We start from the raw sequence: 19,719 nt of genomic DNA on the forward strand, positions 1-19,719 counted from the left end.
TCTCCCGCCTGCGGGAGAGGGGAGCAAAGCATCACCGCGTGATCATCGGCAGGTTCAAGCCCTGCTCCTCGGCGCAATCAATCGCGATTTGATACCCAGCATCGGCATGGCGCATCACGCCGGTCGCCGGGTCGTTGTGCAGTACACGGGCGATACGCGCTGCGGCTTCATCGGTGCCGTCGCAGACAATGACCATGCCCGAATGCTGGGAAAAGCCCATGCCCACGCCGCCACCGTGGTGCAGCGATACCCAAGTGGCGCCGCTCGCGGTGTTCAGCAATGCGTTGAGCAGCGGCCAGTCGGACACTGCATCCGACCCATCGCGCATGGCTTCGGTTTCACGGTTCGGGCTGGCCACCGATCCGGAATCGAGGTGGTCGCGGCCGATGACGATAGGCGCCGACAGCTCGCCACTGCGCACCATTTCGTTGAACGCCAGGCCAAGCTTCGCGCGCTGGCCCAAGCCCACCCAGCAGATGCGCGCCGGCAAACCTTGGAAGGCAATGCGCTCGCGGGCCATGTCGAGCCAGCGGTGCAGGTGCGCGTCGTCGGCGATCAGTTCTTTGACCTTGGCGTCGGTTTTGTAAATGTCTTCAGCATTGCCCGACAGCGCGGCCCAGCGAAATGGCCCCACGCCACGGCAGAACAGCGGGCGGATATAGGCTGGCACGAAGCCGGGGAAATCGAAGGCGTTGGCCACGCCTTCGTCTTTGGCCATTTGGCGGATGTTGTTGCCGTAGTCGAAGGTCGGCACGCCCATTTTCTGGAACGCCAACATGGCTTCAACGTGCACGGCCATTGATTGCTTGGCCGCTTTCACCACGTCGGCCGGCTGGGTTTGCGCTTTGGCGCGGTAGTCGTCCCAGGTCCAGCCGCTGGGCAGGTAGCCGTTCAGCGGGTCGTGGGCGCTGGTTTGGTCGGTGACCATATCGGGGCGAACGCCACGGCGCACCAGCTCCGGCAGAATGTCGGCGGCGTTGCCGCACAGGGCGATGGATACCGCTTTGCCTTCGCCGGTGTAACGGGCGATACGCGCCAGGGCATCGTCGAGGTCGTCGGCTTGTTCGTCGACGTAGCGGGTTTTCAGGCGAAAATCGATGCGGCTTTGCTGGCATTCAATGTTCAGCGAACAGGCGCCGGCCATGCCCGCGGCCAACGGTTGCGCGCCGCCCATGCCGCCCAAGCCAGCGGTGAGCACCCACTTGCCGGTGAGGTTGCCGTTGTAATGCTGGCGGCCCGCTTCGACGAAGGTTTCGTAGGTGCCTTGCACGATGCCCTGGCTGCCGATGTAGATCCAACTGCCGGCGGTCATCTGGCCGTACATGGCCAGGCCCTTGGCATCCAGTTCGTTGAAATGTTCCCAGGTGGCCCAGTGCGGTACCAGGTTGGAGTTGGCGATCAACACGCGCGGCGCGTTGCTGTGGGTTTTGAACACGCCGACCGGTTTGCCCGACTGCACCAGCAAGGTTTCGTCTTCTTCCAGGGCGATGAGCGCTTTAACGATGGCGTCGTAGCATTCCCAGTTCCGCGCGGCGCGCCCAATGCCGCCGTACACCACCAGCTCGTTCGGGTTCTCGGCCACTTCCGGGTCGAGGTTGTTCATCAACATGCGCAGCGGCGCTTCGGTCATCCAGCTTTTGGCGCTGAGTTGTGTGCCACGGGCGGCGCGCACGACGGTGTCACGGTAACGACTAGATGTGCTCATGAAAGGCTCCCAGACGCCCGCAGGCGGAAGATAAGACAACTCGTACGAACTTGTATGTACAAGTAAAGCACGCAGTCAGCCGCGCTGAAAAGCCCAGGCCTGCAAAAACACTAAAAGGAAGGGAATCGCGCAGGGCAAGCGCCTGCGCGTTCGGGCCGTCAGGCGCTCTGGCGCAACGGTTTGCGTAACCGTTGGCCCATCCACACACCGGCCAACGCCAGGCTACCGCCGACCAAGTGGTGCCAGCCGAGTGTTTCGCCCAACAGCCACATGGCGGCTACAGCAACAGTGATTGGCATCAAATTCATATACAGACTGGCCCGCGCCGGCCCCAAGGTTTGAATGCCCTTGATCCACAACCACGGCGCGCCGATGGATGCCAACGTGCCGGCATACAGCACCAGCGGCAAGTTCTCGCGGGTTAACGGCGAAGGCGTGCTGAGCAAAAACCAGGGCGTGAGGAACACCAGCGCGCAGGCGATTTGCACATACAGTTGCAGCCAGCGGCTGAGGTCGAAATTCCAGCGCCGCAGCAACACGCCATACAAGGCGTTGGCCATCACCGCCACCAGCATCAGCGCATCGCCGTGGCTGAGCTGAAAATGCAGCAACGCCTGTGGTTGCCCGCCGCTGATCAACCACAGCACACCGGCAAACGACACCACGCCACCGGCCAGCGCGCCTTGGGTTAAACGCTCGTCGGTCAGCACGCTGGAAAACAACGAGGACAACAGCGGCGACAAGGCGATCAAAATGCCCATGTTGGTCGCGCTGGTACTGGCCGCCGCGAAGTACGCCAGGCCCTGATACACCAGCATGCCCAGCAAGCCGAGCACCCACAGTTTGGGCAACAAGCCGAGCAACTGGCGGCGCGCACGCCAGGCGCTCGGCAGCATAAACAGCGAGAGCAACAGGAACGCCAACGCCCAGCGATAAAACGTGATCGAGGGGGGTGCAATCAGGCCGGACGACAACTTGGTCACCAACGTGTTGCCGCTCCAGATCATCACGGTAACCAGCGGAAACAGGTGGTGCCAGCCCTGCTCTTGGGCGTGTTCAGGAGCGCGTTCAGTCATGTTTACACCTTCGATAGCAGCAGCGCGCCGCAGATCACCAGAAACACACAGAACAGCGAACGCAGCACGCGCTCTGGCAGCGCATGGGCCAGCCGCACGCCCCAACTGATGCTGAGCAAGCCGCCGACTGCCAAGGGAATGCCCATCGCCCAATTCACATGGTCGTGCAGGGCATAGGTCACTAAGGTGATGCCGGTAGAAGGTGCCGCCAATGCCAGCGCCAACCCCTGCGCCACTACTTGAGTGGCGCCGAACAGGCTGGTCAGCACCGGCGTAGCCACCACGCCGCCGCCGACACCGAACAACCCGCCGGTCATGCCCGACAACGCGCCCAACAGCCACAGCCGGTTCTCATGGCGCAATTGCCGTTCGCCGCCAGGTTTTTGCCAAAACATCTGGCCGACGTTGAACAGCACCAGCAGCAACAGAAAGCCGACGAAGGCGATGCGCATTACCTGCGGGTCGAGACGTACGGCAAACAGCGACGTCAGCCAGGCGAGCAAAAAGCTCGGCACGATCAGCATCAGCGCGTTGCGCGGCACGATGCGATTGCGTTGGTTATAGCGCCACAGCGCCAGCAGCACGTTGGGCAGCACCATCAACAGCGCGGTGCCCTGGGCAAGTTGCTGATCGAGGTTGAAAAGCACGCCCAGAATGGGAATGGTGACCAGCCCGCCGCCGATGCCGAACAGACCGCCCATGGTGCCCATGGCCATACCGAGTAAAACAAAACTCACAACGTCCAACACCAGAGCATCCTCGCCAACAAAGCTCGGCAGTATAGCCGCGCCGCTCAAGCGCGCGGGTTACACATGGGGCCAAGAAGGCCGCTTGCGCCGCTCAGTCGTCGCGCGTCAGCACTTCCAGCAGTTCGATTTCAAAGCGCAAATTGGCATGCGCCGGCACCCGTGAACCCATGCCACGCTCGGCATAGGCCAGGTGCGCCGGCACCCGCAACATCCGTTTGCCGCCAACGCGCATGCCCATCAGGCCTTGATCCCATCCTTTGATCACTCGGCCAGTACCGATCACGCACTGGAAAGGTTTGCCGCGTTCAAACGAAGAATCGAATTCGCTGCCGTCGTCGAGAAAGCCTCGGTAATGCGTGGTGATCAACGCGCCCTTCACCGCCGCTTTGCCCTCGCCAAGGGTCAGGTCTTCTATCTGCAGTTCGTCGCTCATGATGTGCTCCAGGCCCGATGAAGGCGTGAAGTTTACTGCACAACGAAAAAGGCCCGACAGTCGCCTGCCGGGCCCCTCTTCCACCCGCCACTACTTACACAAACGGCTGGCTGCCGAAACCACGGGGTAGTCGGTTGTGGCCCGGCAACGCGCCAATTTGCTCGCGCCATCCTGCGCGCCAGTCAAGAGAACTGTGGGTGGCCTTGGCTTTGCGTGCCGCACGACGCGCCGCATTGCGGGTGTCTTTGCGCGCGCTTTTGAACGCCTCGGAGTTTCGACAGGTACGGCATTTCACCCGCGCCAATTCCGTGGTCGCAGCGAGTTGGCCGGTTTCCCGACCACACGCCAAATGACCAGCGGTTTTGTAATGGATCACAGGAGTCGCCATGGGGTGTTTCTCCTTTTTAGCAAAAGGGGCGCAATAAGCGCCCCAGGGTTTTCTGCTATGTCAGCAGAGCAATCAAAATGATGATTGGAATTGGGATGCCAAGGAACCAGAGCAGTAATGAGCGCATATGTTGTTCTCCTTTCGAACACGTAGTGACCGGCTAATTAACGGAGGGTAGTGGCGGTGCGACGGTCGTCGACAATCACCACCGCGTCACGGCTACGACCACCGAAGATGGCAGCGAAGCTGGCCACGAAGGCGCCGATCAACAGGGCAACGAACATCCACAGGGTTGCGTGGGTCGCGGCTTTCTTGGCCGCATCGGCCGCTACTTTCAGCTCTTGCACCGCTTGGTGCGCCTGGCCGTAAACAGCGTCTACGCGGGCTTGGGCATCGGTTTGGCTGAGGTCGGTGCGCTGGGCTACCAACTGCGCCAGGTACGCACGGTCGTCGGCGTTCAGCGCGCCGTCGTCAGAGGCCAGGTTACGGGCGAAAATACGCGCGGCTACATCGTGGGCAGCGTCCTGAGTAACCGGCGCACCACGGCTGTCGCGGAACAGCACGTCAATGAAATAGCTGTCGCTGTTATCCGCGTTGGCCATGTCTTGCGTGGCCGGACTAGTGCTCAGCGTGGCGCCTACTTGCGCGGTGCCGCCGATCAAGGTGCTGACCGAGCCCACCACCAACGTCGCCGTCAGCAGGGTGGCCACCGACCAGGCCAGGAAGCCGTGAGCGGTGTCGCGGAAATACACTTCGTCGTTATGCAGCGTCGCCCAGCGTTTACGCAGACGGCCCGCCAGGTAACCGCCCATGGCGGCAGCGACCAACTGGGTGAACGCCAGCCAGATAATCGCCGAAATGCCCAACCCTTCTGCACTCATGCCCTTGTCGGCCCACGGCGAAATAGCCGAAAAGCCAAGGCCGGAACCCAGCAACAGCAGGATCAGCGACAGTGCTGCAGCCGCAACAGCGCCTGCAAATACTGCCGCCCACGAAACGCCAGAGGCGGTTGAAGATTCATCCAAGGCAGCAACATAAGCATCTGAATTCAACATTATTTTTTTCCTCACGCATTGCGCTTTATGGCCCCGCGATTCCTACGTGGGGCCTATAAAACTTGAGTGTGAGGTCTGGCAAATGGTTCAGGCTTTAATCGAGACGGCGTCGCCGCTTAACCGCGCGCCCAACCTAGGCTGGCGAATAGCGCCGGTACCTGGTCGAGGGTGGAAACCGTCGCGTCGGGCCGATAGTCAGGCAGCAACTGGCGGCCGGTGCCGCGGTCAACCCACACGCAACGAAAGCCCATGTCACGAGCGGCGGCGTGATCCAGGTGCGGGCTGGCGCAGATGTGCACCACCTCGTCGCGGCCCACACCCAGCTGCTCATGGGCGAATTCAAACAGGCGCGGCGCCGGTTTGTAAGCGCCGGCTTGCTGGGCGGTGATGACGCGGTCGATATGGCCGCCGAGCTGGGCGACATTGCCGGCGATGATGTCGTCATCCGTATTGGAAACAATGCACAGCTTGAAGCCCATCGCTTTCAACTGTGCGAGCGCAGCGGGCACCTCAGGAAACGGCGGCATCGCGCTGATGCTGTCGGCCAGCAACTCGCCATCGGCCGGGCTGGACGGTAGCCCGAGTTGCTCCATGGCCAGGCGCAGTCCTTCGCGGGTCACATGGCGAAACGAGCGGTGCGGCGGCGTTTGCTCCAGCGCGTGCTCGTGCCGGTCATACACCTCGATAAACCGCGCCGGCTCCACGGCATGACCGGGGCGCTGGCTGAGCATTTTACCGACGGCGGCTAGAAGCCCTTCGTCCCACTGAATCAGCGTGCCGTAGCAATCAAAGGTCAGCCACAACGGCTGAGGGGTGTGCTCAAGGGACATGGGCCCGCTCCTGAAAGAGATGAGCGGCCAGCATAGAAGCGCTGTTGCATAGTGTTAAATTAAATTAACCTCTTCACCTCAGTGGACTATCAACTAAGCAGGTGCGCCGTTTGCTCGATCTCGAACTGCTGAAAACCCTGGTGTGCGTGGTCGATGAAGGCAGCTTCACGCGCGCCGGCGAACGGGTGCACCGCACGCAATCGACCGTCAGCCAACAGGTTCGGCGGCTTGAAGAAACCGTCGGCCATTGCCTGCTGGTGCGCGATCGCAGCGGCAACCAGGTCACGCCCACCGCGCAAGGCGAACTGCTGGCGCACTACGCCCGTCGCTTGCTCAGCCTGGCACAGGAAGCCGAGGAAGCCTTGGCCAGCGACGGCACGCTGCTGCCGCTGCGCCTGGGTGTGCCGGAAGATTTCGATGCCCAACGCATGACCGCCCTGCTCGCCGGTTTCACGCTGGCGCGGCCAGAGGCGCGGCTGGAAACCGTCAGCGGCATGAGCACAGACCTGCGGGAAAAACTGGCAAACGGCGAGCTGGATATTGCCCTGATCAAACGCGAGCCCGGCAGCGGCGAGTGCCTGGCCAGTTGGCCGGAAGACTTGGTTTGGGTAAAAAGTCAGCGCTTGCAGTTGAGCGATCAGCCGGTGCCCCTGGCGCTATTTCCGCAAGGCTGCCTCTACCGCCAACGCGCTATCGGCAGCCTGGACAAAGCCAAACGACCCTGGCGCCTGGCATTCGCCAGCCATAGCCTGACCGGCATCCAGGCGGCCGTGGCGTCGGGCCTTGGCATTTCCGTGTTACCCACCAGCGCCGTGCTCGCCGAACATCAGGTGTGCGAACAAATGCCGGCACTGGCGCCAACCGAATTGGCCCTGGTCAGCGGTGGCGGCGTGGTGACCGCCCTGCAACGCGAGCTGCTCGCGCTGCTGCACGAGCAGGTGATGACGGCTTAAGCGTCGGGCAGCGTGTCGGCACCGTCGCCCAGACGGCGCTGCATCAGCACGGTGTCCACCCAGCGGCCGTGCTTGAAACCCACCGACTCGAACACGCCCACCAAACGAAACCCCATGCGTGTGTGCAAGGCAATGGAGCCGTGGTTTTCGCTGTTGCCGATCACCGCCACCATCTGCCGACGGCCATTGGCGATGCAGCGCTCGATCACCTCGCCCAGCAGCGCCTGGCCAATGCCGCGCCCGCCCATGCCGTCTTTCACGTACACCGAATCTTCCACCGTGTTGCCGTAAGCCGGGCGCGGACGGTATAGCGTGGCGTAGCCGTAGCCGACCACCTCGCCGGCAAGCTCGGCCACCAGATACGGCAAACCATTGCTCAGCACGTCACCGCGACGGCGGCGCATTTCCTCCAGGCTCGGCGCTTGCAGTTCAAAACTGGCGATGCCGGTGAGTACGTGCTGGGCATAAATCGCCTGCACCGCCGGCATGTCGTCGTCGCGGGCGTCTCGGATTATCGGCTTCATTCAGGAATGGTCAGGCCTTTGATCACGGCCGGACGCTCAAGGAAGGTGTTCAGCACGCGGGTGACCTCGGGGAAATTATCGATGCCCACCAGATCGCCTGCATCGTAGAAGCCGATGAGATTGCGTACCCACGGAAAGGTGGCGATATCAGCGATGCTGTATGCGCTGCCCATGATCCAGTCGCGGCCTTGCAAGCGCTGGTCGAGCACGCCAAGCAGGCGCTTGCTCTCAGCGACATAGCGGTCGCGCGGGCGTTTGTCTTCATAGTCTTTGCCGGCAAATTTGTTGAAGAAACCCAACTGGCCAAACATCGGCCCGACGCCGCCCATTTGCCACATCAGCCATTGGATAGTCTGGTAACGGTCAGCCGCATCGTTAGGGATAAACGCGCCGGCCTTGTCCGCCAGGTACAGCAGAATCGCACCGGACTCAAATAACATCAGCGGCTTACCGTCCGGGCCGTTGGGGTCGAGAATCGCCGGAATCTTGTTGTTCGGGTTGAGCGACAAGAACTCTCCCGACAGCTGATCGTTTTGATCAAAGCGCACCTTGTGCGGCTCGTACGCCAGCCCGGTTTCCTCCAGCAGAATCGACACTTTCACGCCGTTGGGCGTGGGCAACGAATACAGCTGAATGCGCTCAGGGTGCTGTGCCGGCCATTTAGCGGTGATGGGAAACGCGGACAAGTCAGACATGCGAAGCTCCTTTCCGGGAATGCAAGCGAGGCAGCTTAGGGGTTTTGCGCGTCCGGCGCAGGCGCATTTTGCCCGTCGCCGACCTGGCGAAAAACCAGGGCTTTGAGTCCGCCGTGCTCGTGCACATCGGCGAACTCGGGTGGGTTGTCCAGGCGCTGTTCAAAGCGCAGCGCCGGGGCGTGTTCGGCCATGCTGGTGATCAGAAAGTCGGGGCCAATATGGGGATCGTTCACGCAGGCCAACACCACGCCGCGGGGGTTCAGCAGATCGGGAAGACGGCGCAGAATTTTGCCGTAGTCCTGGGTCAGGGCGAAGCTGCCTTTCTGGAACGTGGGCGGGTCGATGATGATCATGTCGTACGGCGCGTGGCGCTTCACCGCGCTCCACGACTTGAACAGCTCGTGACCGAGAAAGCTCACGCGGCTGAGGTCTTGCCCGTTCAAGCGATGATTGTCGCGGCCACGATTGAGGGCGCCTTTGGCCATATCCAGATTCACCACCTGGCGAGCGCCACCGGCCAGCGCTGCTACCGAGAACCCGCAGGTGTAGGCGAACAGATTGAGCACGCGTTTGCCGTCGGCCTGCGCGCGCACCCAGCGCCGGCCGTAGCGCATGTCCAGAAACAGACCAGTGTTCTGCTTCTGGCCGAGGTCCAGCTCAAAGCGCAGGCCGTCTTCGCTGATGATCCACTGTTCATGCGGCCCACCCACAATCCATTCGGCGCGGCTACGCTGAAGCTCACCTTGCGCGTTGTCGCCTTCCTTGTAGCGGTGTTGCAGCAACAGGCTGTGCGCCTGAGCACGTTGCCATTCAGGGCTTTGCGTTAGGTTCGACAGCGTTGCCGTCAGCGCCGCCAACTCGTCATCACTGGGCTGGCGGAACAGCCACACCAACACCACGCCTTGCAGCCAGTCGACCGTGATTTCCTCCAGCCCCGGCCACCGCAGGCCACGGCCGTGAAACAACCGGCGCGCATGACTGAGGTCGCCAGCCAATTCGGTCAGCAGGTGGGTGTGAAGAGCGGCTAGAGCGGGACTGTGCATAACGGTTTATCGCGGCGGGTAAAGCGGCGCAGTGTAAACGCAAACGTTTGCCAACTCATGTTCGCGCAGTGTTTGACGATATAGCCCTATAAGGCCCGTAACACGGAGCAGCCAGACGCTCCGACTCCTAACACAATGAGGTGTTTTGCCATGCTGTTACGTCGTTTGAAGATTGCGCCGAGGGCTATTTTCAGCTTTTCCTTGGTGGCGCTGCTGGTGGTGCTTCTCGGACTTTTTGCCCTGGGCAAAATGAAGGACATCCGCGCCACCACCGTCGATCTCAACGACAACGGCATGCCCAGCTACGCCGCGCTAGGCGTCATCAATGAAAAAATGCTGCGCCTGCGCATCCTCGCCTTTCGCTTCGTGGTCGAGCGCAGCGACACGCAACTGCCGGCCGTCATCAGTCGCCAGCAAGAGCTGACCCAGCAGCTGCATCAGGCTCAGGCCGCGTATGAGCCACTGATCAACAGCACCGCCGAGCGCGACCAGTACCAAGCCTTCAAGGCCATGCTCGACAGCTACTACCAAGCCAACAGCAAGCTCGCCGCCCTTTCCAGCCAGGACAAGGTCGACGAGATGAAAGCCTTCCTTGCCAGCGAGTACAAAACCTACTCCGACGGCCTCGGCGCGCAGCTGGAAAAGCTCATGGAAATTAACCGTGTGGGCGCTGACGAAGAGGCCAAACAGTCGGCCCGCAACTACGACGATGCGGTGATGGTGGTGGTGGCCTTTATGTTGGTGGCCGCCGCGCTGACCGGCATCCTCGCGGTGCTGCTCACGCGCAGCATCGTCACGCCGTTGAACGAGGCGATGGAGGTGGCGGCCACCGTGGCCAAGGGCAATCTGTCCACCACCATCCAGGTCAACGGCACCGACGAGCCTGCCCTGCTACTCGGCTCCTTGCGCGCCATGCAACAGAGCTTGAAAGACACCATTCACCACATCGCCCAGTCGTCCGACCAGCTCGCCTCCGCCGCCGAAGAACTCAATGCCGTCACCGAAGACTCGAGCCGTGGCTTGCACCAGCAGAACAACGAAATCGAACAGGCCGCCACTGCGGTCAACCAAATGACCGCCGCCGTGGATGAAGTGGCGCGCAACGCCGTGGCCACCTCCGAAGCCTCGAATGCCTCCGACCGCACCGCCCGACTTGGCCAGGAGCAGGTGAACAAAACCGTCAATTCCATCAGCGATCTGGCGGGCGACGTATCCACCACCTCCGAGCACGTGGAACAACTGGCGACCAAGGTGCGCGACATCAGCAAGGTGCTCGATGTCATTCGCTCCATCGCCGAGCAAACCAACTTGCTGGCCCTGAACGCAGCCATCGAAGCCGCGCGCGCCGGTGATGCCGGTCGCGGCTTTGCCGTGGTGGCGGACGAAGTGCGTGCCCTGGCGCACCGCACCCAGCAATCAACGCAGGAAATCGAGCAAATGATCGGCGGCATCCAGCACGGCACCGATCAGGCCATGAATGCCATGCAAAGCAGCACCGAGCGCGCCAACAGCACCCTCGAACTGGCCCGTGCCGCTGGCGCTGCCCTGAGCGAAATCACCCAGGCCATCAGCCATATCAGCGAGCGAAATCTGGTGATCGCCAGCGCCTCGGAACAGCAGGCGCAAGTGGCCCGCGAAGTGGACCGCAACCTGGTAAACATTCGCGACCTGGCGCAGCAAACGTCAGCCGGCGCGCACGAAACCAGCGCCGCCAGCCAGGATCTTTCACGTCTGGCCGTCGACCTCAACAACCTGGTCAACCGCTTCACCTTGTGACGACTCCGCCAATGCCCGGCGCGCCGCTGCCCACAAGGCGGCGCGGCCGTCATAACCGTTCAACCCTCCGTTTATGCGCGAGGTGATGGTTTTGAAATCACCGGAATCGGCTAGCTCATTCAAGCCATGCACTGCCCAGAACCATGCCGCCGACAAACAGGCGTAACCGGGTTCCTCAAGCCATTCAGGTTTGCTTTCCAAATCCAGACCCAACGCGACGCCCGCTGCCTGGTAATTACTGCGCCCGGTCAGCTGAATCAGCCCCCGGCCACGAAAGCGCCAGCCATCCCCCGATTCTGGCGGGCCATTGCCGAGCCGGTTGGCATACACCGAATTGGCAATCGCCTCGGGATGTCCACCGAGTTGTAGTGCCAGCGCATTGGGTTTACCCGGCCCCTCGGCGAAGCGATTCGGCCACACGGCAGCCAGACGTGATGCGTTGAAGGCAAGGCTCTCAACCAAGTGATTGAAGTGCGCGCTTTCATAGCCAACTTGAGCAACAAAGGCGGCCACGCGCGCGGGATTATTGATGTGATACGCCACCATGGCCGCACTCAGCGGCTCCGCAAACAGGCTGACGCGCGAAGGGCTAGCGGGGAATATTTGCAGCAGTTGTTGCACGCTTATGGACATAGCAGTTCTCAGCAATAGCGCTCGGTTAACGCAGCCAGGATTGCCGCCGTTTCAACGTCCAGCACACCGTCGTAGTTGCTGGGGCGGAAATGCAGCTGGAACGCGCGAACCAACTTGCACTTGCTGTCGGCATCGGTGGCCACGCTCACGTCGTAACCGAAACGGGCAAATAGATTCAGGCACTCGCGGGGATCGACGCCCGCCATGGTGTATTCCTGGACGTAGCGATTTTTGGTGGCTTGCTCGTACCAGGCGCCGATGCCTGCCCGGTACAACTCCTGCCAAGGAAACATGGGCCCCGGATCAATTTTGCGTAGCGGCGCGATGTCGCTATGCCCCACCACATTGCGCGGCTCAATGCTGGGGTAGCGCTGCAAGATATCCAGCGCAATCGCCTTTATGGCGTCGATCTGAGCGCGGCTATAGGATGGAAAAACGGGCAGCCCGTCGGCACCTTCGTGAGCCTGGTTTACGATTTCGATACCAATGGAGCTGTCATTCAGGTTGTTGCGGCCACGCCATGCGCTCACGCCCGCATGCCAGGCACGCTCTGATTCTTCCACCAGGTTGAAGCCGCGCATTTCGCTAAAGCCGGCGTTCCGATAGGTCAGGTCTTCGAGGTCTGGAACAAGGTAATGCGCACTGACCTTCGGCCCGGTCAACGTCTGGATGGAGGCCGCGAAATCGCATGCGGTGTAATGCATAACCAAAAAGCGCACCCGGCTGTCGAAACCCAGTCGTGAGCGGTAGGTGGTGGAGTCGATGATCATCGCGACCTCCGGGTTCGCTTACTTTTTGTTGGCTACTGCCAGCAGATTAAGGATCGCGGCGAACGAAATTTCGGACGTGCCGATCTTGCTCATCTGGTCTTCCGGCAAATAGCTGAGCTTCAAGTACACCAGGTCACCCTGCGACTCGCCTTGCTCGCGATTGAAGCGCTCCAGCACCGACAGCAGCTCTTTGGCATCGCCCGTCAGGTCGGCGGTGTCGACAAACCACGGAATGTTGAGGTCGGCGACGTTGGGGAAGAATTTGGCTAACTTGCCAAACAACTGAGTGCCAAAGTCCTGAGCGGGAAACAAACCGCGAAAACGCTCGCCTTTTTTGTAAGGCGTTATGCCCATGTAAATGTCTGGGAGGGCTGCGATCTTGTTAACGACCTTTTTGTCTTTCTTGCCGATCAGGTAGGCTGCTATTTCCATGCGTGTGCCAATAATGGCCAGCGGCTGCACGCCAGGGCCCGCTTCGCTGAACAAGTAGTTTGAGTTGCTATCGGCAATGGCTTTTTTCAGGACTCCGCGATCTTCAATAACACTTGAATACTTACCTTCTTTCACAACCGGCGCAGGTACGCGCCAGAGCGCAATTTCATAACTCATATCGAATTCTCATAGGGATAACAAAGCAGCCCGCTTAAGGGCTGCGAGTGGGATAAATTAGCGGGCAGCCAGCATAAGTTTCGCGCGCAACCCGGCGAGCGCCTTGGTGCTCTTGGCAATTAAGTCGCTGTAAATTTCAACACTGGACTGATACTGCTCGGGGGTGATCTTGTCCGCCGCAAGCTGATCTAGGTAGCCATGAACTTTCTGCGTAAATGTGGCGATCTGATCTTCGTAAAGTTTGGTCAGCTCCATTTTCGCTTGTGTTTGCGCTTCACCTACCGAGTATTTAACTTCATAGATATACAGGTACTGGTAGATCTGCTGGTTTTCGAAAAAACTGGTCGACTTGTACGAATCGCAAACCACCGTGGCGAACAGATGCATGCCGTTGCCGAGCGGCTGGCTCTTGTAGGACGAGTTAAACGATACCGAGCTGGCGCTGCCGAAACTCTCGACGATGCCGCCCAACACTTCAAAGCATTTGCCGGCCACGTAGGTTTGCAGACTGGTTAAGTTGGCAACCGATTTACCGAGATCAATGTCTTTATTGACTTCTACGCCCTTCGGTACTTTGCCTTCACCGCCCAATACGGCTTTGGCAATGGAGTCGATTATTTTCTGCACATTACCAAGCGACCAATCAGAGGCCTGCATAAAATCTGAGTTACGGCCGGAGATAAAATCGGTTTTATCGTAGTCGTTGTCTTTGTAGAAACTGTCGATTTTCGCCTGCATCTCATCGCCGTGTTTCTTCGCTTTTTCCTCGAGCTCGTTTTCGATCTTGTTTATATACGCCCGGTACTCATCTTCTTTGGCCTGCATTTGCGCTATTGATTGTGAGTGACCCATATACAACTCCTGATTGAAAAATCATTAAGAAACCAGCGGCATTCGCTTTGGTCGTCGGAACAAGAAGGTAGTCAGGGTTCTTGCGCAAACAAATCGCCTACGTCCGAAGCGCAGTTCGGAGAGTTCTTTTGAACAACTGGATAAAGCGATGAATATCGATGCAGTTCGCTGGCCTCGTAGGATGTGACGGCCAACAGACAGGCAAAAAAAAGCAGCTCTATAAAAGAGCTGCTAATGGGCCGGAAGCGGGGAAGGTTCCGACCTGGAGAAGGCGCTCAGACTACTGTATATCCAGACAGCACCGCAAGCACGATTCAGCGTGGCCTGTTCTGAAAGCGACAAAACAGAACACAAACGCGCCCGCGCTAGGAAAAACCGCTAAAAAATGCACCAATACAGCGCATTCAGTAGACGACGGAAAAACCTGAGAAGGCAGTCAACCGCATGGCCACGCGGTTTGCGCGATTTGGCACGGATGCTGCCATTGCATTGACGCGCAGCCGGACTTCACGCAACTGCCTGCTGTGGCTAGAGATTGGTGCCTTAGAGACAAGCGCACCCACTGATAAAAACCATCTGCCTTCCACCAGTGATGTGCACGGACCGCCCAGGAGCTTCCCCCGATGAAACGCCGCCCGTTCCTCAAAGCTACCCTCGCTGCCAGTACCCTGCTGCTCAGCGGCCTGTTCCCTTACACCTTGCAAGCTGCCGAAACCATCAAGGTCGGCATTCTGCATTCGCTGTCCGGCACCATGGCCATCTCGGAAACGTCGCTTAAAGACATGGCGTTGATGACCATCGATGAAATCAACGCCAAAGGTGGCGTGCTCGGTAAAAAGCTTGAGCCGGTTGTGGTCGATCCTGCTTCCAACTGGCCGCTGTTTGCTGAAAAAGCCCGTCAGCTGCTGACCCAGGACAAAGTCGCGGTGACCTTCGGTTGCTGGACCTCCGTATCGCGTAAATCGGTGCTGCCGGTGTACGAAGAACTCAATGGCCTGCTGTTCTACCCGGTGCAGTACGAAGGCGAAGAGATGTCGCCAAACGTGTTCTACACCGGCGCTGCGCCAAACCAGCAAGCGATTCCAGCCGTTGAGTATTTGATGAGCGAAGACGGCGGCGCCGCCAAGCGCTTCTTCCTACTGGGCACGGACTACGTGTACCCGCGCACCACCAACAAAATTCTGCGTTCCTTCCTACACAGCAAAGGCGTAGCAGACAAAGACATCGAAGAGGTCTACACCCCGTTCGGCCACAGCGACTATCAAACCATCGTCGCCAACATCAAGAAATTCTCGGCTGGCGGCAAAACCGCGGTGATCTCCACCGTCAACGGCGACTCCAACGTGCCGTTCTATAAAGAGCTGGGCAACCAGGGCATCGAAGCGACCGAAACGCCGGTGGTGGCGTTCTCGGTAGGTGAAGAAGAACTGCGCGGCATCGACACCAAACCGCTGGTGGGCCAACTAGCTGCCTGGAACTACTTCCAGTCGGTGGATAACCCCACCAACAAGAAATTCGTCGACAGCTGGAAGGCCTACGCCAAGGCGAAGAACCTGCCGAACTACCAGACCGCGGTCACCAACGACCCGATGGAAGCCACGTATGTCGGCATCAACATGTGGGCGCAAGCCGTCAACAAAGCCGGCACCACCGACGTCGACAAAGTGCGTGAAGCCATGGCGGGCCAGGAATTCGTATCGCCAGACGGCTACACCATGGTCATGGACAAAACCAACCACCACCTGCACAAGCCGGTGATGATCGGCGAGGTTCAGGAAGACGGGCAGTTCAACGTGGTCTGGCAGACCGAAGGGCCGGTACGCGCCCAACCGTGGAGCCCGTACATCCCAGGGAACGACAAGAAGCCGGATTACGCGGTTAAGTCGAAGTAAGACGCTGAGTCGTCAGGGGTTGTGAACCTAGCGTTCCACTCCTGACGCCGACGTTCTGTGGGAGCGGCTTTAGCCGCGATGCTTTTGGTCGCAAGAGCATCGCGGCTAAAGCCGCTCCCACAGAAAGCGGCGGCCACATCTCGCACCCTGCACCCTTCGTCCGGCACCACCCTCAAGGACGCTTCCATGCTCACTGCCCTGCTCCGCCCCCCATTATTTTTTCTGCTGTTGCTGACCCTGCTGGCGCCTGCCGTGCAGGCCGGCGATGCAGCCGACTTCGTTGCCGCTAACGCCGCCAAACAGGCGACGCTGCTGGAAACCTGGTCCGCGCAACCGGACGCCAATCGCCTGCCTCTGATCGAGGCGCTGCAACAAGGCCGTTTGGCGAGCGACAGCAATAAAGCCCCGTTCCTGCAAACCGACACCGGCTGGCAAGCCGCTGAAGGTGGCGAGGCGCAACCGGCTTCGACGCCGAAGAAGATCCCGCTGAACAACCGCCTGCGCGGCTTGATCGGCACCGCGCAAGCCAGTCACCAGTTGCTCGACAAAGACCCGGCCGTGCGCCTGAACGCCGCTCAGCAATTGCAAAAAAGCGCCAAGCCGGCGCAGTTGGCGTTGCTCAATGCCCGTGTCGCCAGCGAAGACGACGACACCGTGCGCGGCGCCCTTTCACTCGCGCTGGCGAACTTGCAGCTGATCGACCCCAACCCGGCCATTCGCCTGGCCGCCGTGCGCCTGCTGGGCGACACCGGCGAGCCGCTGGCGCGCACGCGTCTGGAAACCTTACTCGACCCGGCGGTTGAAACGGACGCCGCCGTGCGCACTGCTGCCGAAACCAGCCTGGCGCAAGTGAAGCGTCGACTGCTGTTCGGCGAGCTGTTGGGCCAAGCCTTTAGCGGCTTGTCGCTTGGCTCGATTCTGCTGCTCGCGGCCCTTGGCTTGGCGATCACCTTTGGCTTGCTGGGCGTGATCAACATGGCCCACGGCGAAATGCTGATGCTCGGCGCCTACTCCACCTACATGGTGCAGATCCTGTTTCAGCGCTTCGCTCCCGATGCGCTGGCGTTGTATCCGCTGGTGGCGCTGCCGGTAGCGTTCTTCGTCACCGCTGCCATCGGCATGGCCCTTGAGCGCACGGTCATTCGCCATCTGTATGGCCGCCCACTGGAAACCTTGCTGGCGACCTGGGGCATCAGCCTGATCCTCATCCAGTTGGTGCGCGTGCTGTTTGGCGCGCAGAACGTGGAAGTGGCCAACCCAGCATGGTTGTCCGGCGGCGTGCAGGTGTTGCCCAATCTCGTGCTGCCTTACAGCCGCATGGTGATCATCGGTTTCGCCCTGTTTGTGGTGCTGCTCACCTGGCTGCTGCTGAACAAAACCCGCCTCGGTCTCAACGTTCGCGCCGTCACCCAGAACCGCAACATGGCCGCCTGCTGCGGCGTGCCGACCGGGCGCGTCGACATGCTCGCCTTCGGCCTTGGCTCAGGCATTGCCGGGCTCGGTGGCGTGGCGCTGAGCCAGATCGGCAACGTCGGCCCGGACCTCGGCCAGAGCTACATCATCGACTCGTTCCTGGTGGTGGTGCTCGGCGGCGTCGGGCAACTGGCGGGCAGTGTCATGGCGGCCTTCGGCTTGGGCATCGCCAACAAAATTCTGGAACCGCAGATCGGCGCCGTACTGGGCAAGATCCTTATCCTCGCGTTGATCATTCTGTTCATTCAGAAACGTCCGCAGGGCCTCTTTGCACTTAAAGGTCGGGTGATCGATTGAACCAGCCAATAAGCCTTACGCTGGCGCAAAAAGCCGGCCCCAAATTGACCCTCGCCGTGGGCGCCGTGGTGCTCGCCATTCTGGTGATTCTGCCGCTGCTGCACCTGCTGCCGGCCGACAACCCGCTGCAAGTGTCGGCCTACACGCTGACGCTGGTGGGCAAGATTCTCTGCTACGCCATCGTCGCCCTGGCGCTCGACTTGGTGTGGGGTTACGCCGGGTTGTTGTCGCTGGGCCACGGCCTGTTCTTTGCCCTCGGCGGTTACGCCATGGGCATGTACCTGATGCGCGAAAGCGCGGGCGACGGCTTGCCGGCATTCATGGTGTTTCTGTCGTGGACTGAACTGCCGTGGTACTGGACCGGAACTCAGCATTTCCTCTGGGCCATGTGCCTGGTGGTGCTGGCCCCCGGCTTGCTGGCCCTGGTGTTCGGTTTCTTCGCCTTCCGTTCGCGGATCAAGGGCGTGTACTTCTCGATCATGACCCAGGCCCTGACCTTCGCCGGCATGCTGCTGTTTTTCCGCAACGAAACCGGTTTTGGCGGCAATAACGGCTTCACCAACTTCCGCACCATTCTGGGTTTCGACATCACCGCCCAAGGCACTCGCACCGTGCTGTTTCTGGCGATTGTCGCGCTGCTCACCGCCAGCCTGCTGCTGGGCTGGCGCCTGGCGAAAAGCAAATTCGGCCGGGTGCTGACTGCCCTGCGCGATGCGGAAAACCGCCTGATGTTCTGCGGCTACGACCCGCGCGGTTACAAGCTGTTTATTTGGGTACTGAGCGCCGTGCTGTGCGGCCTGGCCGGGGCGTTGTATGTGCCGCTGGTGGGCATCATCAACCCCAGCGAAATGTCGCCGACCAACTCCATCGAAGCCGCCGTATGGGTGGCACTCGGCGGACGCGGCAGTCTCGTGGGGCCGCTGCTCGGCGCCGGTCTGGTCAACGGCATGAAGAGCTGGTTCACCGTGGCCTTTCCCGAGTATTGGCTGTTTGCTCTCGGGGCCTTGTTCATTCTGGTGACGCTGTATCTGCCCAAGGGCGTGATCGGCTTGCTGCGTAAAAAGGGGGAACAGTAAATGCGCGCCACGCCCGTACCCGAATTTATGCTCGAACCGGCCTACGACCCGGCGAACCAGAACCCCAACAGCGACGCCGGCACCAGCCGCGACGCCCTGGGCTTGGGCCGTGCCGCCGGGCCGGGGCTGGATGTGCGCCACGGCACCATCCTGACCCTGGAAGACATCAACGTCAGTTTCGACGGCTTCAAGGCATTAACCAACCTCAGCCTGTACATCGGCGTGGGTGAACTGCGCTGCATCATTGGCCCGAACGGCGCCGGCAAAACCACGATGATGGACGTGATCACCGGCAAAACCCGGCCCGACAACGGCAAAGCCTACTTCGGCGAAACCCTCGACCTCACGCGCATGAGCGAAGTGCAAATCGCCCAGTCCGGCATTGGTCGCAAGTTCCAGAAACCCACGGTATTCGAAGCCCTGAGCGTGTTTGAAAATCTGGAACTGGCGCTTAAAACCAACAAGTCGGTATGGGCCAGCCTGCGCGCCAAATTGAGCGGCGAGCAGCGCGACCGCATTGATGAAGTGCTGACCACCATTCGTCTCGACAGCTCGCGGCAGCGCCCCGCCGGTTTGCTGTCCCACGGGCAGAAACAGTTCCTGGAAATCGGCATGTTGCTGATGCAAGACCCGCAACTGCTACTGCTCGACGAACCGGTGGCGGGCATGACCGACGCCGAAACCGAGTTCACCGCCGAGCTATTCAAGTCGCTGGCGCGCAAGCATTCGCTGATGGTGGTGGAGCACGACATGGGCTTTGTCGGTTCCATTGCCGACCACGTCACCGTGCTGCACCAAGGCAGCGTGCTGGCCGAAGGCTCGCTGGCCGATGTGCAGGCGGATGAACGCGTGATTGAGGTTTATTTGGGGCGCTGAGTTCGCCGCCTGTT

Annotated in this window: 20 protein-coding genes and 1 pseudogene; 7 read left to right on the plus strand and 14 right to left on the minus strand. The window is 60.5% G+C overall.

Features of this window, described 5'->3' with window-relative positions; genetic code table 11:
- Window positions 1-31: 31 nt before the first annotated feature.
- From hutU to ACZZZU_RS10585, 7 genes are all read right to left on the minus strand, one after another.
- Entirely contained in the window at window positions 32-1,705 is a 1,674-nt protein-coding gene (gene hutU, locus ACZZZU_RS10555; protein WP_463550540.1) for a urocanate hydratase, read from the minus strand.
- A 158-nt stretch (window positions 1,706-1,863) separates the two neighbouring features.
- Window positions 1,864-2,781 (minus strand): DMT family transporter, encoded by a 918-nt coding sequence (locus ACZZZU_RS10560; protein WP_463550541.1) that lies wholly within the window; start codon window positions 2,779-2,781, stop codon window positions 1,864-1,866.
- Between the two features lie 2 nt (window positions 2,782-2,783).
- The gene (locus tag ACZZZU_RS10565; protein ID WP_463550542.1) at window positions 2,784-3,530 is read right to left on the minus strand and encodes a sulfite exporter TauE/SafE family protein; all 747 of its coding nucleotides are present in this window, start codon (window positions 3,528-3,530) and stop codon (window positions 2,784-2,786) included.
- 91 nt (window positions 3,531-3,621) lie between these two features.
- Window positions 3,622-3,963 carry an FKBP-type peptidyl-prolyl cis-trans isomerase gene (locus tag ACZZZU_RS10570; protein WP_463550543.1) on the minus strand — a complete coding sequence of 114 codons (342 nt, stop codon included), beginning with the start codon at window positions 3,961-3,963 and terminating at the stop codon, window positions 3,622-3,624.
- 94 nt (window positions 3,964-4,057) lie between these two features.
- Entirely contained in the window at window positions 4,058-4,351 is a 294-nt protein-coding gene (locus tag ACZZZU_RS10575) for a hypothetical protein (RefSeq protein ID WP_122452279.1), read from the minus strand.
- Window positions 4,352-4,515: 164 nt separating this feature from the next.
- Window positions 4,516-5,406 carry a hypothetical protein gene (locus ACZZZU_RS10580; protein WP_463550544.1) on the minus strand — a complete coding sequence of 297 codons (891 nt, stop codon included), beginning with the start codon at window positions 5,404-5,406 and terminating at the stop codon, window positions 4,516-4,518.
- A gap of 116 nt (window positions 5,407-5,522) precedes the next feature.
- A complete protein-coding gene (locus tag ACZZZU_RS10585; RefSeq protein WP_463550545.1) occupies window positions 5,523-6,236 on the minus strand; it encodes a haloacid dehalogenase type II in 714 nt (237 codons plus the stop codon).
- A 110-nt stretch (window positions 6,237-6,346) separates the two neighbouring features.
- On the opposite strand from ACZZZU_RS10585, the gene ACZZZU_RS10590 reads away from it, so the two are divergent.
- Window positions 6,347-7,189: a LysR family transcriptional regulator gene (locus tag ACZZZU_RS10590; protein WP_463550546.1), complete on the plus strand. Its 843-nt coding sequence runs from the start codon at window positions 6,347-6,349 to the stop codon at window positions 7,187-7,189.
- On the opposite strand, the gene ACZZZU_RS10595 is transcribed toward ACZZZU_RS10590, so the two are convergent.
- Genes ACZZZU_RS10595 through ACZZZU_RS10605 form a run of 3 tightly spaced genes read right to left on the minus strand, consistent with a single transcriptional unit; the run spans window position 7,186 to window position 9,451 of the window.
- On the minus strand, window positions 7,186-7,713 hold the full coding sequence (locus tag ACZZZU_RS10595) for an N-acetyltransferase family protein (protein WP_463550547.1): 528 nt from the start codon (window positions 7,711-7,713) through the stop codon (window positions 7,186-7,188). The genes ACZZZU_RS10590 and ACZZZU_RS10595 overlap by 4 nt on opposite strands.
- The gene (locus ACZZZU_RS10600) at window positions 7,710-8,408 is read right to left on the minus strand and encodes a glutathione S-transferase N-terminal domain-containing protein (protein ID WP_463550548.1); all 699 of its coding nucleotides are present in this window, start codon (window positions 8,406-8,408) and stop codon (window positions 7,710-7,712) included. Before ACZZZU_RS10600 ends, ACZZZU_RS10595 begins: the two co-directional genes overlap by 4 nt.
- Before the next feature lie 35 nt (window positions 8,409-8,443).
- Window positions 8,444-9,451 (minus strand): class I SAM-dependent methyltransferase, encoded by a 1,008-nt coding sequence (locus ACZZZU_RS10605; protein ID WP_463550549.1) that lies wholly within the window; start codon window positions 9,449-9,451, stop codon window positions 8,444-8,446.
- A 150-nt stretch (window positions 9,452-9,601) separates the two neighbouring features.
- Here ACZZZU_RS10605 and ACZZZU_RS10610 point away from each other — a divergent pair.
- Window positions 9,602-10,372 (plus strand): annotated as a pseudogene (locus tag ACZZZU_RS10610) (MCP four helix bundle domain-containing protein); the annotation flags it as partial.
- Window positions 10,364-11,227 carry a methyl-accepting chemotaxis protein gene (locus ACZZZU_RS10615; protein WP_463384755.1) on the plus strand — a complete coding sequence of 288 codons (864 nt, stop codon included), beginning with the start codon at window positions 10,364-10,366 and terminating at the stop codon, window positions 11,225-11,227. The pseudogene ACZZZU_RS10610 and the gene ACZZZU_RS10615, both read left to right, overlap by 9 nt.
- On the opposite strand, the gene ACZZZU_RS10620 is transcribed toward ACZZZU_RS10615, so the two are convergent.
- From ACZZZU_RS10620 to ACZZZU_RS10635, 4 genes are read right to left on the minus strand one after another with little or no spacing between them, the layout of a single operon-like run.
- On the minus strand, window positions 11,177-11,860 hold the full coding sequence (locus ACZZZU_RS10620; protein WP_463550550.1) for a glycoside hydrolase family 19 protein: 684 nt from the start codon (window positions 11,858-11,860) through the stop codon (window positions 11,177-11,179). The two genes, ACZZZU_RS10615 and ACZZZU_RS10620, sit on opposite strands and share 51 nt — an antisense overlap.
- An 8-nt stretch (window positions 11,861-11,868) precedes the next feature.
- Window positions 11,869-12,630: an N-acetylmuramoyl-L-alanine amidase gene (locus tag ACZZZU_RS10625; protein ID WP_463550551.1), complete on the minus strand. Its 762-nt coding sequence runs from the start codon at window positions 12,628-12,630 to the stop codon at window positions 11,869-11,871.
- An 18-nt stretch (window positions 12,631-12,648) separates the two neighbouring features.
- Window positions 12,649-13,239, minus strand: coding sequence for a hypothetical protein (locus ACZZZU_RS10630; protein WP_463550552.1), 591 nt, complete (start codon window positions 13,237-13,239; stop codon window positions 12,649-12,651).
- A 57-nt stretch (window positions 13,240-13,296) separates the two neighbouring features.
- Complete coding sequence (locus tag ACZZZU_RS10635; protein WP_463550553.1) at window positions 13,297-14,091, minus strand: hypothetical protein; 795 nt, start codon at window positions 14,089-14,091, stop codon at window positions 13,297-13,299.
- A 623-nt stretch (window positions 14,092-14,714) separates the two neighbouring features.
- Here ACZZZU_RS10635 and urtA point away from each other — a divergent pair.
- From urtA to urtD, 4 genes are all read left to right on the plus strand, one after another.
- Complete coding sequence (urtA, locus tag ACZZZU_RS10640) at window positions 14,715-15,983, plus strand: urea ABC transporter substrate-binding protein (protein WP_122452268.1); 1,269 nt, start codon at window positions 14,715-14,717, stop codon at window positions 15,981-15,983.
- 186 nt (window positions 15,984-16,169) lie between these two features.
- Window positions 16,170-17,753, plus strand: a complete 1,584-nt coding sequence (urtB, locus tag ACZZZU_RS10645; RefSeq protein WP_463550554.1) for an urea ABC transporter permease subunit UrtB — start codon at window positions 16,170-16,172, stop codon at window positions 17,751-17,753.
- Window positions 17,750-18,829 carry an urea ABC transporter permease subunit UrtC gene (gene urtC, locus ACZZZU_RS10650; RefSeq protein ID WP_463550555.1) on the plus strand — a complete coding sequence of 360 codons (1,080 nt, stop codon included), beginning with the start codon at window positions 17,750-17,752 and terminating at the stop codon, window positions 18,827-18,829. The genes urtB and urtC overlap by 4 nt, the downstream gene beginning before the upstream one ends.
- Window positions 18,830-19,705 (plus strand): urea ABC transporter ATP-binding protein UrtD, encoded by an 876-nt coding sequence (urtD, locus tag ACZZZU_RS10655; protein WP_463550556.1) that lies wholly within the window; start codon window positions 18,830-18,832, stop codon window positions 19,703-19,705.
- The last annotated feature ends 14 nt before the right edge of the window (window positions 19,706-19,719 follow it).

The organism is Pseudomonas sp. AC136 (assembly GCF_979258585.1).